This is a genomic window from Sedimenticola selenatireducens DSM 17993 (assembly GCF_000428045.1).
Taxonomy (GTDB): Bacteria; Pseudomonadota; Gammaproteobacteria; order Chromatiales; family Chromatiaceae; genus Sedimenticola; species Sedimenticola selenatireducens.
On sequence record NZ_ATZE01000008.1, the window covers coordinates 163,477 to 179,250 of the forward strand.

General features: G+C 57.6%; 11 protein-coding genes. 7 read left to right on the forward strand and 4 right to left on the reverse strand.

What is annotated here, in order from left to right; genetic code table 11:
- Nucleotides 1–42: 42 nt before the first annotated feature.
- The 4 genes from A3GO_RS0107290 to A3GO_RS0107305 all read left to right on the forward strand — a co-directional run bounded on the left by A3GO_RS0107290 (nucleotide 43) and on the right by A3GO_RS0107305 (nucleotide 6,874).
- On the forward strand, nucleotides 43–1,557 hold the full coding sequence (locus A3GO_RS0107290; RefSeq protein WP_169720378.1) for a sensor histidine kinase: 1,515 nt from the start codon (nucleotides 43–45) through the stop codon (nucleotides 1,555–1,557).
- A 2-nt stretch (nucleotides 1,558–1,559) separates the two neighbouring features.
- The gene (locus A3GO_RS0107295) at nucleotides 1,560–2,273 is read left to right on the forward strand and encodes a response regulator (protein WP_037374847.1); all 714 of its coding nucleotides are present in this window, start codon (nucleotides 1,560–1,562) and stop codon (nucleotides 2,271–2,273) included.
- 186 nt (nucleotides 2,274–2,459) lie between these two features.
- Nucleotides 2,460–3,698, forward strand: coding sequence for an efflux RND transporter periplasmic adaptor subunit (locus A3GO_RS22970; RefSeq protein ID WP_051301935.1), 1,239 nt, complete (start codon nucleotides 2,460–2,462; stop codon nucleotides 3,696–3,698).
- A 2-nt stretch (nucleotides 3,699–3,700) separates the two neighbouring features.
- Complete coding sequence (locus tag A3GO_RS0107305; RefSeq protein ID WP_029132847.1) at nucleotides 3,701–6,874, forward strand: efflux RND transporter permease subunit; 3,174 nt, start codon at nucleotides 3,701–3,703, stop codon at nucleotides 6,872–6,874.
- 108 nt (nucleotides 6,875–6,982) lie between these two features.
- Here A3GO_RS0107305 and A3GO_RS0107310 read toward each other — a convergent pair whose 3' ends face one another.
- Genes A3GO_RS0107310 through A3GO_RS0107320 form a run of 3 tightly spaced genes read right to left on the reverse strand, consistent with a single transcriptional unit; the run spans nucleotide 6,983 to nucleotide 11,674 of the window.
- On the reverse strand, nucleotides 6,983–8,137 hold the full coding sequence (locus tag A3GO_RS0107310; RefSeq protein ID WP_029132848.1) for an osmoprotectant NAGGN system M42 family peptidase: 1,155 nt from the start codon (nucleotides 8,135–8,137) through the stop codon (nucleotides 6,983–6,985).
- A gap of 4 nt (nucleotides 8,138–8,141) precedes the next feature.
- Entirely contained in the window at nucleotides 8,142–9,890 is a 1,749-nt protein-coding gene (gene ngg / locus A3GO_RS0107315) for an N-acetylglutaminylglutamine synthetase (protein WP_029132849.1), read from the reverse strand.
- An 11-nt stretch (nucleotides 9,891–9,901) separates the two neighbouring features.
- Nucleotides 9,902–11,674 carry an N-acetylglutaminylglutamine amidotransferase gene (locus A3GO_RS0107320; RefSeq protein ID WP_029132850.1) on the reverse strand — a complete coding sequence of 591 codons (1,773 nt, stop codon included), beginning with the start codon at nucleotides 11,672–11,674 and terminating at the stop codon, nucleotides 9,902–9,904.
- Between the two features lie 156 nt (nucleotides 11,675–11,830).
- Between A3GO_RS0107320 and A3GO_RS0107325 the strand changes: the two genes are divergently transcribed.
- Nucleotides 11,831–12,361 (forward strand): MarR family winged helix-turn-helix transcriptional regulator, encoded by a 531-nt coding sequence (locus tag A3GO_RS0107325; protein WP_335340017.1) that lies wholly within the window; start codon nucleotides 11,831–11,833, stop codon nucleotides 12,359–12,361.
- A gap of 80 nt (nucleotides 12,362–12,441) precedes the next feature.
- Here A3GO_RS0107325 and A3GO_RS0107330 read toward each other — a convergent pair whose 3' ends face one another.
- Nucleotides 12,442–14,520 (reverse strand): ATP-binding protein, encoded by a 2,079-nt coding sequence (locus tag A3GO_RS0107330; RefSeq protein ID WP_029132852.1) that lies wholly within the window; start codon nucleotides 14,518–14,520, stop codon nucleotides 12,442–12,444.
- A 172-nt stretch (nucleotides 14,521–14,692) separates the two neighbouring features.
- On the opposite strand from A3GO_RS0107330, the gene nth reads away from it, so the two are divergent.
- Nucleotides 14,693–15,328 (forward strand): endonuclease III, encoded by a 636-nt coding sequence (nth, locus tag A3GO_RS0107335; protein WP_029132853.1) that lies wholly within the window; start codon nucleotides 14,693–14,695, stop codon nucleotides 15,326–15,328.
- Nucleotides 15,329–15,341: 13 nt separating this feature from the next.
- The gene (locus A3GO_RS0107340; protein ID WP_029132854.1) at nucleotides 15,342–15,773 is read left to right on the forward strand and encodes a DUF1841 family protein; all 432 of its coding nucleotides are present in this window, start codon (nucleotides 15,342–15,344) and stop codon (nucleotides 15,771–15,773) included.
- Nucleotide 15,774 lies beyond the last annotated feature (1 nt).

Here is a 15,774-nt window from a genome sequence, read left to right on the forward strand (position 1 = left end):
GAAACCACCCTGCTCAGTACTCAATACATGGACCCGGTAAACATGCCTACCCAGATCGACGCCGAGCAAGCGGATCAACTGTTCACAGCGAAACCACTGGCCTATGCCGGTGCCATGGTTATTGTTCTGATATCGGTCAGTCTCGCCTTCCTGCTGCATCGTCTGATGCCCCATGCCAATCTGTCGCTACTGTTTCTGACCGGCGTCCTGATCATCTCTGCCCGCACCGGCCTGGGCCCATCTCTGGTTGCCAGCGTATTGAGCTTTCTCGCCTTCAACTTTTTTTTCACTCCGCCCTACTACACCTTTGAAGTGGCGGATGACGGAGATGTGGCCACCCTCATTTTCTTCCTGCTCATGGCCGCCATAACCGGCAATCTGGCAGCACGCATGCATCAGGAGATGATCAAACGCCGTCTCTCCCTGCAACGCATCTCCAAGCTCTATGAATTCAGTCGTCACATGTCCTCTGCTGCCAGCACCGATGATGTGCTGGACACACTGGTTGACCACTTCACACACAGCCTCAACTGTCCGGTCGCTGTCTATCTCCCGGACAATAACGGCGTTCCGGTATTACGCACGGGCACAAACCTGCCTGTCCCACTGACCGCAACTGATATCAAACAGGCCTGGTCAGTAATCGCATCCGAACCACTCATGCAGGATCAATGGCAGCTGTTGCCGCTCATCACTGATCAGGAACCGGTCGGTATGCTGGTAATGAATAGCGAACAGATGGATAGTGAGCAACTCAATCTATCCCGCAGCCTGTGTCAGCAGGCGGCCATTGCCCTGCACCGTACCCAGTTGGCGGAAGATCTGGAGCAGGTTCGACTGGTCTCGGAGACGGAGCAGTTACGCTCTGCCCTGCTGTCATCCGTATCACATGACCTGCGTACCCCTCTCGCCTCCATCATCGGCTCCACCACCAGCCTGCTGGAGTATGGCGAAAGCTTCAGTAGTAAAAACCGTACCGAGTTACTGGAAACCGTGGTCGAAGAGGCACGACGACTTGACCGGCACATTCAGAATTTGCTGGATATGACCCGACTGGGACAGGGCAAACTGAATCTGCGCCGTGACTGGGTCGATCTGCATGACATAATCTCAAGTGCTGTGGAACGGATGCGCGACAGGCTGAAAGAGTGGCCATTGAACATAACCATTGGCTCCGATGTGCCCCTGCTCTGGGTGCATGGTGTATTGATTGAACAGGCTTTGGTTAATCTGTTGGATAATGCGGTACGCTTTTCACCAGCCGATGGCGAGATCACCCTGACAGCCCGCTACATGGACAATCAGGTGGAAATTCTTTTGTGTGATGAGGGCCCCGGCATACCACCTGAGGAACGCGAAAAAATATTCGACATGTTCTACACCGCCCGCCAGGGTGATCGCGGCAATCTCCAGGGCACCGGGTTGGGACTGGCTATAGTGCGCGGCATGATTATGGCGCACGGCGGCAGGGTAACCGCCCAAGGCAGACTGAATCATCACGGCACCTGCATGCAGATCCTGCTGCCCGCCGGCCCATCAGAAAACAGCGAAGCATAAGCATGGCAAACGAAACTATCCTGGTGGTTGAAGATGAAGCGCAGATTCGCAAGTTTCTGCGTATCAGTCTCGAGGCCCATCACTATACCGTTCATGAGACCCGCCTCGGCGCGGAGGGATTGGCCCTTTGCGCCACGGCTCAGCCACACCTGGTGATTCTCGATCTGGGACTGCCGGACCTGGATGGCCAGCAGTTCATTTCGCGCCTGCGGGAGTGGTCGAACGTACCCATCATCGTATTATCGGTGCGCGCAGACGAGACCCAGAAGGTAGCGGCGCTGGATGCCGGGGCCAATGACTATGTCACCAAACCGTTTGGTATCAGTGAACTGATGGCACGCATCCGCGTAGTGTTGCGTGACACCCGGCAATCTACCGCAACCCAGAGCCTGTTCGAATCCCAAGGTTTGCAGGTGGATCTCTCCCAGCGCGAGGTGAGTGTCGATGGCAACCCCATCCACCTGACCAAAAAAGAGTATGAGCTGTTACGACTGCTGATCGCTCAACCGGGTCAGGTACTGACCCACCGGCAGATCCTGGGTGAGGTATGGGGTCCCGCACAGCAGGAGGAGACCCATTACCTGCGGGTGCTGGTCGGTCAACTGCGCAACAAGTTGGGCGATGACCCGGCAAATCCACGATTTGTCATTACCGTGCAGGGTGTTGGCTACCGGCTGGCCATTCCCTTGGCCCTGGACGACCAGAGCCAACCCTGACACCCCATTAAACCGGTATTTACTGTGTGTTTTCCGCTGCCAAAACCAGGCGGCAGAATGCCCATGCGATTCCAATTTATGAACTATTATCACTCTGAGTCATGGCCGATACACACATGACCGACGAGTAACAGCCATGACACCCTGGCTCTTCCTGAATCCACCGACAGAGGCACACGCCACTGCATGAATATGACACGGCATATCCGTACTCCCTTAACACACCTGATACTCGGGCTGCTGGCCCTGCAACTTGCCGGCTGCAGCGAGAGCGAGTCGCAACCGACCGATAGCGCCATGCCGGTACAACAGGTCACCGTCATCGAACTGCTGCCTCGGGATCTGCCGGCACAGTTCGAGTACGTCGGTCGGCTGGAGGCCTCGCGGGAGGTCGAGATCCGCCCGCGGATTACCGGACTGATTGAACAGCGACTGTTCGAGGAAGGCAGCCATGTCCAGGCGGGAAAGCCGCTGTTCCAGCTTGATAGCGCCCCGTTCGTGGCCCGCAAACGGGTGGCCGAGGCGGCGCTGGCGGAGGCCAACGCGCGCCTCATCCAAGCCGAGCGGGAAGTGAAACGGCTGACCCCACTGGTCAAGGCCCTGGCGGTCAGCCAGCGCGATCTGGACGACGCCCGTTCCACCCGTGAGCTGAATCGAGCCGGTGTCGCCGCCGCCCGGGCAGAACTGGCCCAGGCCCAGCTCGATCTCGACTACACCCGGGTCGATGCACCGATAGCCGGACGTATCGGGCGCGCCCTGCAGGCCGAAGGCTCGTTTGTCTCACCCACCAGCGGGTCGCTCGCCAACCTCGCCCGGATTGATCCGCTCTATGTGCGCTTTTCCATCGCCGAGAACGAGCAGCTGGCAATTGACCGGCAGTTGGCCGAGGGCAGTCTGACACTGCCGCCCCCTGATCAGCGCCGGGTCGAGGTGCAGCTTGCCGATGGCACAATCTATCCGCTGACCGGACCGGTCGACTTCAGCGATTACCGAACCGACCGGCAGACCGGCGCCTACGACAGGCGCGCCACCCTGCCCAATCCGGATGCCCGGCTCAGCCCCGGACAATTCGTAAAGGTGCGGATCAAGGGAGGTGTCCTACCCAATGCCCTGGCGGTACCACAGCGTGCGGTACAGGAAGACGCCAACGGCAAGTTCGTCTATGTCGTCGGCCAGGGCGAAAAAGGCATGGCCATCGCCCAGTCCAAACCAGTTGAGGTGGGTCAATGGGTGGATAGTCCCGATTCCACCGAGGGTGAGCGGCTCTGGGTGATCCGCTCGGGCCTCAGCGCAGGCGACCAGGTCGTCATCGAGGGCACGGCGCGCATCTTTTTCCCAGGCATGCCGATTCAACCCCAGCCCCCCGTTGAAAAAACGGCCGAAACATCCAGCACTGCCAAGGCGTCCTCCGGCGGGGAGCGCTGATCATGTTGTCGCGTTTTTTTATTGATCGCCCTATCTTTGCCGCTGTGATGTCGATCTTCCTGGTACTTGCCGGGCTGCTGGCGATGCGCATCCTGCCCATTGCCCAGTATCCCGAGATCGCCCCGCCGGTGGTCACAGTACGGGCAATCTATCCCGGCGCCTCGGCCCAGACCATAGAACAGACGGTCGCTGCCCCCCTGGAGAATTCGATCAACGGCATCGAGAGTCTGATGTACATGAGCTCCACCTCCGCCTCCAACGGAGTGCTGGAGATTCAGGTCACCTTTGAGATCGGCACCGACGTCGACCAGGCCGCCCTCAACGTCAACAACCGGGTCAAGCAAGCCGAGCCGCGCCTGCCGGAAGAGGTCCGACGCCAGGGGGTAACGGTCGAGAAGGGCTCCTCCGCGTTCCTGCAGGTGCTCGCCTTTCTCTCCCCGGACGGACGCTTCGATGACCTTTACACCAGCAACTACGTTACGCTGAACGTACTGGACCGCCTGAAACGCATCCCCGGCACCACCAACGTACAGATATTCGGCGCCAAGGATTATGCCATGCGGATCTGGCTGAAACCGGACCGGATGGCCGAGCTGGGTGTCACGGCAACCGAGATCGCCAGCGCTATACAGGAGCAGAATGCTCAGTTTGCCGCCGGCAAGATCGGCCAGCCGCCGATCGGCAAGGGACAGGAGCTGGTCTATACGATCAACGCCCAAGGTCGTCTGTCGACTCCGGAAGAGTTTGGCGACATCATCCTGCGCACTGGCGAAGGTACCGCGCTGCTGCGGCTCAAGGATGTGGCGAGGATCGAGCTCGGTTCCAGGGATTACGACTTCACCGGCCTCTACAACGGCAAGCCGGCGACCCTGGTCGGCATCTTCCTGCAGCCCGGTGCCAACTCACTGGCCGTCGGCGACGAGGTCAAGGCGACCGTAGCCGACCTCGCCAGGCAATTTCCCGAAGGACTGACCTACTCGATCCCCTACGACACAACCCGGTTTGTCGAGGTGTCGATCCGCGAGGTGATCAAGACCCTGGGTGAGGCGATCCTGCTGGTGGTGCTGGTGGTGTTCATATTCCTGCAGAACTGGCGTGCCACCCTGATCCCGGTGATCGCCGTGCCGGTGTCGCTGCTCGGCACCTTTATCGGCCTGCACCTGCTCGGTTACACCATCAACACCCTCACCCTGTTCGGCATGGTGCTGTCGATCGGCATCGTGGTGGACGATGCCATCGTGGTACTGGAGAACATTGAGCGGATCATGCACGAGGAGGGACTTGCCGCCCGCGAGGCAGCATTGAAGGCGATGCGCGAGGTGACCGGGCCGGTGATCGCCATCGTCCTGGTGCTCTGCGCGGTATTTATTCCGATCGCCTTTCTGGGCGGCCTGACCGGTGAACTGTATCGCCAGTTCGCTGTCACCATCGCCATCGCCGTGGTGCTCTCCGGCTTCGTCGCCCTGACCCTGACTCCGGCACTGTCTGTGATTATCCTGCAAAACCAACGGCGTCACCCGGGGCGTTTTTTTGCCGCCTTCAACCGGGGGTTCACTCATATCACCGGCGGTTATCTGGCCGGGGTGGGTTTCCTGTTGCGACGGGCCAAACTGGCCATTGTGCTCTACCTGCTGATGGTCGGTGCGGCGCTGTTCCTGTGGGATATCACACCGGGATCACTGGTGCCGAATGAGGACCAGGGCTATTACATAGGCGCGGTCTACCTGCCGGACGGTTCCAGCCTCAGGCGTACCGAGGCGGTGACGCAGCGGGTAATCGAGATCATGCGCGACGATCCCGACGCTGAACATGTGGTGGCATTCGCTGGACTGGATTTTCTTGGCGGCGGCTTCCGCAACAGCGCGGCGACCATTTTTGTCGCCGCCCGGCACTGGGACCAGCGCCAGCGCTCCACCGACGATATGGTCGGACAGTTGATGGCGAAGAGCGCCGGCATCCGCGAGGCCCTGGTGATCGCCTTCGGGCCGCCGCCGATTTTTGGCCTCGGCAATGCCGGCGGTTTCGAACTCTACCTGCAGAATCGCGGCGAGGGCGGGCCAAAGGAGCTGGCCAAGGTCAGCGAACAGCTGCTCGCCGAACTGCGCAAGGACCCGCGCATCGTCCAGCCGTTGTCGCTCTGGCGCTCACGGGTGCCGCAACTTTATGTGGATGTCGACCGGGCCAAGGCAAAACTGCTCGGGGTCGATATCGACGCCCTGTTCACCACCGTGGCGGCGACCCTGGGCACCTTCTACGTAAATGATTTCAACAAGTTCGGTCGCACCTGGCAGGTCCAGATGTCGGCCGAACCCGGCTATCGCGCCAAGCCGGAGGACATCGGCGCACTCTACGTGCCCACCGGAAATGCCACCCAGGTCCCCCTCTCGGCCCTGGCCAGGGTCGAGTACACTTCGGGCCCGGAAACCCTGGATCGTTACAACAATATCCAGGCAGTGAAAATCTTTGGCGAATCGGCACCTGGCATCAGCTCCGGCCAGGCGCTGGCGATTGTCGAGGAGATCGCCGATCGCACTCTGCCGAAAAATTTCAGCTACGAGTGGACATCCGCCTCGTTTCAGGAGAAGCGCTCCAGCGGCACCTCAAGCCTCGCACTCAGCCTTGCGGTATTGATGGTGTTTCTGATCCTGGCCGCCCAGTATGAGAAGTGGTCACTGCCGATCGCGGTCCAGTTGGCCCTGCCGTTCGGCACCTTTGGCGCACTCGCCGCGGTCTGGCTGCGCGGGCTCAGCAATGACGTCTATTTCCAGATCGGCCTGGTGACCCTGCTCGGGCTGGCGGCGAAAAATGCCATTCTGATTGTCGAGTACGCCCTGCTCAAGAAAGACGAGGGATATTCCGCCAGTGCCGCCGCACTGGAGGCGGCCCGTCTGCGCTTTCGACCGATCCTGATGACATCTCTGGCGTTTATCCTCGGCGTGCTGCCGCTGGCGATCTCCACCGGCGCCGGCGCCGGGGCGCGCCATGCGGTCGGCACCGGCGTGGTCGGCGGCATGCTGGCGGCCACCTTTCTGGCAATCTTTTTCATCCCGCTGTTCTACCGGCTTGTCACCGATCGCCGCCTGCGCAGCAGCCCGGAAGAGTTTGAGCAGCGTCCCCACCTGCCACCCCATACATCACCCCACACCCCCAGCCATCATCCAGGCGGATCGGGATGATGCAGGCTGTTTGTAGATAGCCCGACCCATGGCTTGCAGGGGCGACTTCTGCCACGCAGGAATTCATCGGGAGCATTATCAGTAGTTCAATCCGCTGCGTCGTGCCGGTTATTCGGACAATGGCTTGTCCACACTGAAATCATCATCCCATCCGGTGGGATCTTCCGGGAAATCATCGAGCGGACCCAGGGGTCGCTCATCGCGCTCGAACAGCTGGCCACTCTGCATGTACATGGAGAGCAGGCGGGCCACCGCCAGCACCGATTTTTCATGGGTACGTTCATGACCGTGAGACGCGTCCAGGGCAAAACAGATCAGCCCGGTACGAATATCATTGCCGGCCTCCACCGCCGCCGCCGAGTCACTGCGGTAATAGCGAAATACATCCCGGCTGTGTTCTATCCCGCAGGTCTGGCAGAGTGAGATCAGCCGCCGGGTCAGGTACCAGTCGAACGGGCCACTGGAGTCCTGCATGGCGATGGTAACGCCGTACTCGGAGGTGTTCTGACCCGGCGCGATGGTGCCATTATCCACCGCCAGCAGTTCGGCCACGTCGCCATGCAGAATATGCGAGGCACCGACACCGGTCTCTTCCGAGATTGTGAACAGCAGATGACAATCCATCGGTAGCGGGACCTTGGCATCACAGATCGCCTTGGCCGCTGCCAATACCGCCGCCACGCCCACCTTGTCATCGAGAAAGCGGGAGACCCAGAAACCGTTTTTGAGAAATTCCGGCTGCGGATCAATGGAGACCATATCCCCGGGATGAATGCCGAGCTTTTCCAGATCAGCGATGCTGTGCACCGGCTCATCCAGACGCAGCTCCAGGTTCTGCCAGCTCGCCTCCTGGGTATCCACCTGCTTGCCGAACACATGTCCGGATGCCTTCAGCGGCAACAGCGTACCCCGGTACTGAACGCCCTTATCGATATACAGCGTCACCCGGGCACCTTCCGCCGAACGCGCCGGCCAGGTACCGACCGAAACCACCTCCAGCCGTCCGTTCGACTTCAGGTTCTTGACCATGGCACCCAGGGTATCCAGATGCGCCGCAATGGCCCGATCCGGCGAGTGCACTTCACCGGAAAGGTTGGCACGAATCGCCCCGCGCCGGGTCAGTTCATATTTAACTCCCATCTCCTCCAGCTTGTGGCAAACCAGTTGTACCACAGTGTCAGTCATACCGGTTGGGCTGGGCACTTGCAGCAGTTCCAGCAGGGTCTCACGCAGATACGTGCGATCGATATCAATTATTTTCATTGGTTTACCTGTTTGCCAGGGCGGTTTGGGGGAACAACATATCCAGTAGTTTTTCAGCCGTGGGCTGGGGTTCATGATTGGCCAGACCGGGCCGTTCATTGGCTTCGATAATGGCGTACTCGGGGCCTTCCAGATCCGGCACGATAAAATCAAATCCGACCAGCGGCATATCCAGTACCTGGGCTCCGCAGATGGCCGCTTTCACCAGTTCCGGATGCAGCCGGTTCGTCACATCTTGCAAGGTGCCTCCGGTGTGCAGATTGGCGGTCTTGCGCACCTTCAGTCGCTGACTTCTGGGCAGTACCTGATCCATAGTGAGGCCAGCATCTTTCACACAACGTTCCGTCTCATCATCCATCGGGATCACACTCTCGCCCTGGGTGGCGGCTGCCCGCCGGCGGCTCTGCTTTTGAATAAGCTCGGCTATGCTGCGGGAGCCATCGCCCACGACTGAAGCGGGACGGCGAACCGCCGCGGCGACCACTTCATCATTGATAACAATAATCCGCACATCGTCACCCGATACAAAACGCTCTCCCACCACCCGGTCACAAAAGCCGGCGGCGAGGGCATAGGCCGCTCTCACATCAGCCGGCTCGCTCAGATCAACACAGACACCGATACCCTGCTCCCCGCGAGCCGGCTTGATGACGATACGCTGGTGACGCTGCAGAAAAGCCAGTGCCTGCTCCTCGTCCTTGAGCAGTTCCTGTTCCGGCACATGCAGTCCGGCCCGGGCCAGAAACCGGCGAGTCACCGCCTTGTCATCACAGCGACTCATCGCCACGGCGCTGGTGAGATCGGTCAGCGACTCCCGACAGCTAACCGTCCGGCCACCCAGACTGAGGTCGAAGAAGCCACCGGCCGCATCCACAATATCCACCACAATGCCCCGGCGGTAGGCTTCATCGACAATAATCTGTGCGTAGACATTCAGCTCCTCATCATTTTTTGGTCCGACATAGAGCAGTTCATTAATCGCATTTTTGGTTTTGATGCAGTAGACCGGCACCTGAAAAAAACCGAGCTTTTCATAGAGCCGGATTGCCTGTTCGTTGTCATGCATCACCGACAGATCCATAAAGGAGCGGCCAGCAGCCTTGAATCTGTTGGCCAGTGCGATCACCAGTGCTTCACCGACGCCGGCATGCAGACACTGAGGGTCCACCGCCAGAGCCCAGAGACTGGAGCCGTTATCCGGATCATCGAAAGCCAGATGGTGATCCACCCCGGTAACACAGCCGACCACCTGTCCACTCGCAGTCTCAACGGCCAGCAGAACATGCAGTTCCGGATGCGTACTCTGGTAGTCAAAAAATCCATCCCTTACCGGCACCATCGAGCGCGCCTTGTATATCCGGTTGACCTGTTCTACATCACTGGCATCGGCAATCGGGCGAATCTCGATACCATGACCGACCATATCCGCCAGCTCGGCATATTCCAGGTTCAGTCGATAGGTCAGGGAGGGATCGATAAACAGCTCCTGGGGGGCCTGGGACACTACTACCTGCGGGTCACGGCTGTACAGCGCCACATCCCGACGACCCAGACTCTCGTCACGTAATTGATCGGCAAGTTGCCGACTGGAGCGGAAGGTCTGACCAAAAATCAGTCGGCCCCAACCGCAATCCACCACCGCCTGTTTGTCCAGTTCATCGGCAATCGAACTGGGGGGAGCACCCCAGTGTTTTAGCGACCCCATCTGCTCGATATTCAGATTACCGCTCCTTCCTTTTTCTGCTTTGCTCATTGCGCCACAACCTAGAGATGATGGGTCTGCAACCACAACTCCAGCAGGGCGACCTGCCACAGTTTGGAGCCGCGTAGCGGGGTAATGTGATCCTTCGGGTTATCCAGCAATCTGGTCAGATAATCCCGATTGAACAGACCACGGTTGATGGCGCGGGTGTCGTTCAGTGCATCCCGCACAAAATCCAGATAGGGTCCTTCGATATATTTCAGCGCCGGCACCGGGAAGTAGCCCTTGGGTCGATCGATCACCTGGTGTGGAATCACTTGGCGCGCGGCCTCTTTCAATACCCATTTGCCATCACCTCGCACCTTCAGATCGGCCGGCACCCGGCCCGCCAGCTCCACCAGCTCGTGATCCAGGAAAGGTACTCGGGCCTCCAGACCCCAGGCCATGGTCATGTTGTCGACACGCTTCACCGGGTCATCCACCAGCATTACCGTGGTATCCAGCTGCAACGCCCGATCCACCGCATTACCGCCCTCTTCATCGCTGAACTGCTGTTCGATAAATGCGCTGGCGAAGTCGGACTGCAGATACCCCGCCTGTACCGTCTCGGCATATTCATCGAAGTCGCGATCCATGAACAGGCGGCAATAATCAGTCGCCCCGCTACCACTCTCCAGTAACGGCGGATACCAGTGATAGCCGCCGAACACCTCATCGGCACCCTGGCCGGACTGAACCACCTTGAGGTGTTTTGAGACCTCATGAGAAAGCAGATAGAAACCGATATTGTCATAGCTGACCATGGGCTCAGACATGGCATTGAAGGTCTCCGGCAAGGTCTCCAGCAGACGGCTGGAGGGGACCATTATCTTGTGGTGATCAGTCTGGAAGTGCTCGGCAATCAGATCGGAATACTGGAACTCATCCCCCTTCTCACCACCCGCCTCTTCAAAACCCACAGAGAATGTACTCAGACCGGTCTGGCCCTGCTCCGCCAACAGGCCGACAATCAGGCTGGAATCAAGGCCACCGGAGAGCAGCACGCCCACCGGTACGTCTGCCACCATGCGGCGGCGCACCGCACGCCGCAGCGACTCCAGGACGCGTTCCTGCCACTCCTCGGCACTGACGGCATGATCTTCTTCACGACTCCCCACCTTGAGACGCCAGTAGGTCTCGCTGTGATGCGAGCCGTCCTGCTCATAGACCTGGACAGTCGCTGGCGGCAGCTTGCGCACCCCCTTAAGAAGGGTAAACGGTGCCGGTACCACGGCATGAAAACTCATGTAGTAGTTGAGTGCCACCGGATCGATTGAGGTATCGATATCGCCGGCTTTCAACAGTGCGGGCAGGGTCGATGCAAATGCTACCCGGCCATCCGAAGCGGCAATATAGCAGGGCTTGATACCGAGTCGGTCCCGGGCCAGCACCAGACGTCCGGAGTCTCGCTCATGGATGGCAAAGGCGAACATGCCATTGAACCGTTTCACACACTCCAGCCCCCAGGCGTGGTAAGCCTTCAACACCACCTCGGTATCGCCGTGGGAGAAAAAACGATAGCCCTGACCCTGGAGCTCTTCGCGCAGTTCCCGATAATTATAGATGCAGCCGTTGAAAACCAGATCGAGCCCCAGCTCGGCATCTACCATGGGCTGCTGGGCATGCTCCGACAGATCGATCACCTTCAGGCGCCGGTGGCCCAGGGCCAGTCCGTTGCGGGTCACAATCCCCTCACCATCAGGACCCCGGGGGGCCAGTTTGCGGATCATTTGCTCTACCCGCCCGACATTTGATTCACGCATTCCGGGTGCATAGATCCCGGCAAAACCACACATAGTTATAAAACTCCTGTTATAGGGCGCGGTACCTCAGCAGAGATATACCCGGCCGGGCGTATCCCGCCAGATGCCCTTCTCATGTCCAGTGTAATACTATATTATTACACTTCTAATGTTTAGAGTACAAACTAATTAGCTCACATTGGTTGAAATATGAAAACTGGCTATAATCCATCACCCGTCAAATTCAACCTGACTCAACTCATGGCCGAAAATCAGTACTGGCATGACGTGCTCGTCTCCCTGCGTCGCATCATTCGGGCGACCGATCTGCAATCCAAGCGGATGGTGAAGAGTTGCGGCCTGACCATTCCCCAGGTGATGGTGATGAGAGCCATCAACGCGCTGGGCGATGTCACGGTAAAGCGGATCTCCGACGATGTTTCCCTGAGTCAGGCGACCGTCACCACCATCCTTAACCGCCTTGAGGATAAAAAGCTGACCGAACGGGTGCGCAGCAGCGTGGACAAGCGCGTGGTCAATGCGCGCCTGACCGAGGCCGGGACAGCAGTACTGCTATCCACCCCTCCCCTGTTGCACGAAAAATTTATTGAACGATTTGAAGCACTGGAAGATTGGGAAAAAACCCAGATTCTCTCGGCGCTGCAGCGCGTCGCCACCATGATGGATGCGGAAACCATTGACGCCGCCCCTCTGCTCGATATTGCCTCGCCCAATCCTTGAGCGGCCTTATCAAGGCTGGAGGCTGATTCCAGCCAGTTCACTTCCTGCAACCGAGAGGCCACAAAGCCAATCTTCAGCGTCTAAATTCTGCGATGGCGGATTGATGTATAACGTTCAATCGTCTGCCGCAATAACCGTTCATCTACCGGCTTGGCCAGAAAGTCATCCATGCCGGCCTCGGCACACGACTTGCGGATAGCGGATGAAATATTGGCCGTCAAGGCAATAATGGGCAGTCGTCGGTCACCCTTCTCCTGCTCACGCATCTCGCGGGTAAATGCCAGACCATCCATTTTCGGCATACGCAGATCGATGAATGAAATATCAAAGACATCGTTCAATGCCATCTGCAACGCATCCTCTCCATTCCTTGCCCAGCTCACATGACAACCAATGCCACTCAGTAACGTACTCAGCACCCTGGCATTAATCGCATTGTCCTCGGCCATCAGAACATTCACCTGAAATGCCGCCCCGCTGCGAGAATCCGTTGCCCTGTCATGCTCCGGATATGCTCCTCGCTTCAGCAGTAACCCGATATGACTCAACAGTTCGGATGCCAAAAACGGCTTGATCAGGAAATGGCTGGCCGGGTGATCGTCCTGCAGCCTTCGCTCCATATACCCCAGATAGATAATGGCGAGGTCACTCCCCAGGTGCTGGCGCAGAACCCGGCCGATTCGGTATACATCCTGACCACCCGGAGAATCGGCAACAATGGCAAAATCCAGGCCACCCCGCATTTCGACCTGCTGAACCACTGCGGAGAGTTCATTGACCCTGGATACAGAATAACACTGCATGCCCCGCTCGGTGCACGACTCCCTGATCAGGTCACACGTGCGCTGGTTGGTCTCATAAATCAGCGCCGTAAAACCATCAAACAGGCGTGACCGGTACGCTGCCGGGTCTGGTATCTGCCCGGTAAGGGGTAAGCGTATCTGAAAGGTACTGCCGACTCCCGGGCTGCTTTCAACGCTGACATCCCCTTCCATCAGATGAGTAAGACGCCGGGTAATAGTGGCGCCGAGACCAAGACCACCATGACCACTGGTGGAGGAGGCATCCGCCTGCCAAAAACATTCAAACAGCTTCTTCTGTTGCGCTTCCGAAATCCCTATACCCGTGTCCCGGACTGTTATCAACAGCATCTCCTCACCGCCCCCGGCGGTAACCAGTGCCAAAGATGCCGACAACTCCACTTCTCCAGACTCGGTAAATTTCAGTGCATTCGAGAGCAAATTGCAAAGAATCTGGCGTAACCGCAGTTCATCATAATAAAGTTGCACCGGAACACGTTCATCGACGGAACAGATCAACTCAAGACCTTTGTCCATAGCCTGATGAGACAGTGTCAGGCTGATATCCCTGAACAGCCCACGGATATCGAACAATCTCGGTTTCAACTCGAAACCCTCGGCATCCATCTTGGAAAGATCAAGCACCTCACTGATCAGAGAGTCCAGGATATTGGCCGATGAGGCAATGGAGTCCACATACTCCTTCTGTTCAGGATCGAGCGTGGTATTCCTGAGCAGTTGCGACATCCCCATAATACCGCTCAACGGGGTACGCAGTTCATGGGTCATACTGGACAGGAAGATGCCTTTCGCCTTGTCCGACTGCTCTGCATCCAGCCTGGCATTGTGCAATTTTCTCAGCAGTACATACTGATAGAGCGGAAGCATGATTAGCAACAAGAGAAAAAAGATCACCTCAAAGGTATATCTCTCCCACTGACCCAGAGCCGTCAGTACCAGGGCATAGGCAAGGATGCTGAGCAGCGATGCCGCCTTAAGATATGCTTTCCCATAACGGGTGCCATAGGAGATAAAAATCCAGATATAAAGCAGATAAAAAGGACTCACCACTTCCTTGGTAAGATAGATGCACAGGCTGGTGGCGGAAATATCAAACAGCAGGGAGAGATAGCGTCTGGCCTCCCACACCGGGCGATAGAACACGCTCGTCAGCACGGAGAGAAACAGTATCAGATAGCCGCCGAACAGCAGCGCGTAATCCCCCAGATCAACCGCGTAATAATTCGTAGCCGCCCCGAATCCGATATAAACGACGGCAAATAACCAGATACCCAACCGGACCAGAGCGGATTGGAATTCCGGGTTCTTCAGTAAAGAAGCGGGTAACGGATTGAGCATCCCATGCCTCGGTTGTTAATTCTGAATAAAGCATCGCAAAAAAATATATACTACTTTATATCTGGTAATTTCTGAAACGCGGACCGGAATAAAGCGGTACCAAACTCCCGGAACATCCGACCAGTACACATTTATCGGCCCTGTAGAGAGTTGTCATGGTAAAATCCGCGACATGAACCAGGCAATCAGACGTACTATCTTTGAGCGATTACGCGAACAGAATCCACACCCCACGACCGAGTTAAATTTCAATACCCCCTTTGAACTACTGGTCGCGGTCATTCTCTCCGCGCAAGCCACCGACAAGGGGGTGAACAAGGCCACGGACAAACTCTACGCAGTGGCAAACACCCCGGAGGCGATACTGACGCTCGGCGAAGAAGGACTGAAGACCTATATCAAGACCATTGGCCTGTTCAACAGCAAGGCCAGCAATATCATCAAGACCTGCAGGCAGCTTATAGCAATGCACGAGGGCCAGGTACCACAGGACAGGACGGCGTTGGAGGCACTGCCAGGCGTCGGCAGAAAGACCGCCAACGTGGTGTTGAACACGGTATTCAGACAACCCACCATGGCGGTCGACACCCACATATTCCGCGTCGCCAACCGCACAAAGATAGCGCCAGGGAAAAATGTACTGGAAGTCGAGAAGCGGTTATTAAGAAATATACCCAGGGAATTTCTGCTCGACGCGCACCACTGGCTGATTCTGCATGGACGCTACACCTGTCTGGCTCGCAGTCCCCGCTGCGGCTCCTGTATCATTGAGGATCTGTGCGAGTTTCGCGACAAGAATCTGGATTGAGAGTTATAGGATAATGTTTGGAAATGATCGAACCCAGATGCGCCGCTTCTTTACCGAGGCCTGGCGCAAGGCGTGTACCGGAGAGGAGCTAATCCCGCTGGAACGGATGGTTGCCGAAACCATTAGACAACATCCGGAATATCACGCCCTGCTGGAAGCTCCGGACAGTGCGTTGGATAAGGATTTTCTACCCGATCTGGGCGAGACCAATCCGTTTCTGCACATGGGTATGCATATCAGTCTGCAGGAACAGATCGGCACCGACCGACCAACAGGTATTCGTCAACTCTATCAGCAGGTGGTCCTGGGGGCGGCTGACAGTCACGAAGCGGAACACCGGATGATGGAGTGCCTGGGTAAAATGTTATGGGAAGCACAACGGGAAAATCGCATGCCCGACGAGCAGGCCTATCTGCGTTGCATCCGTAATCTGGCAAAAAAATAAC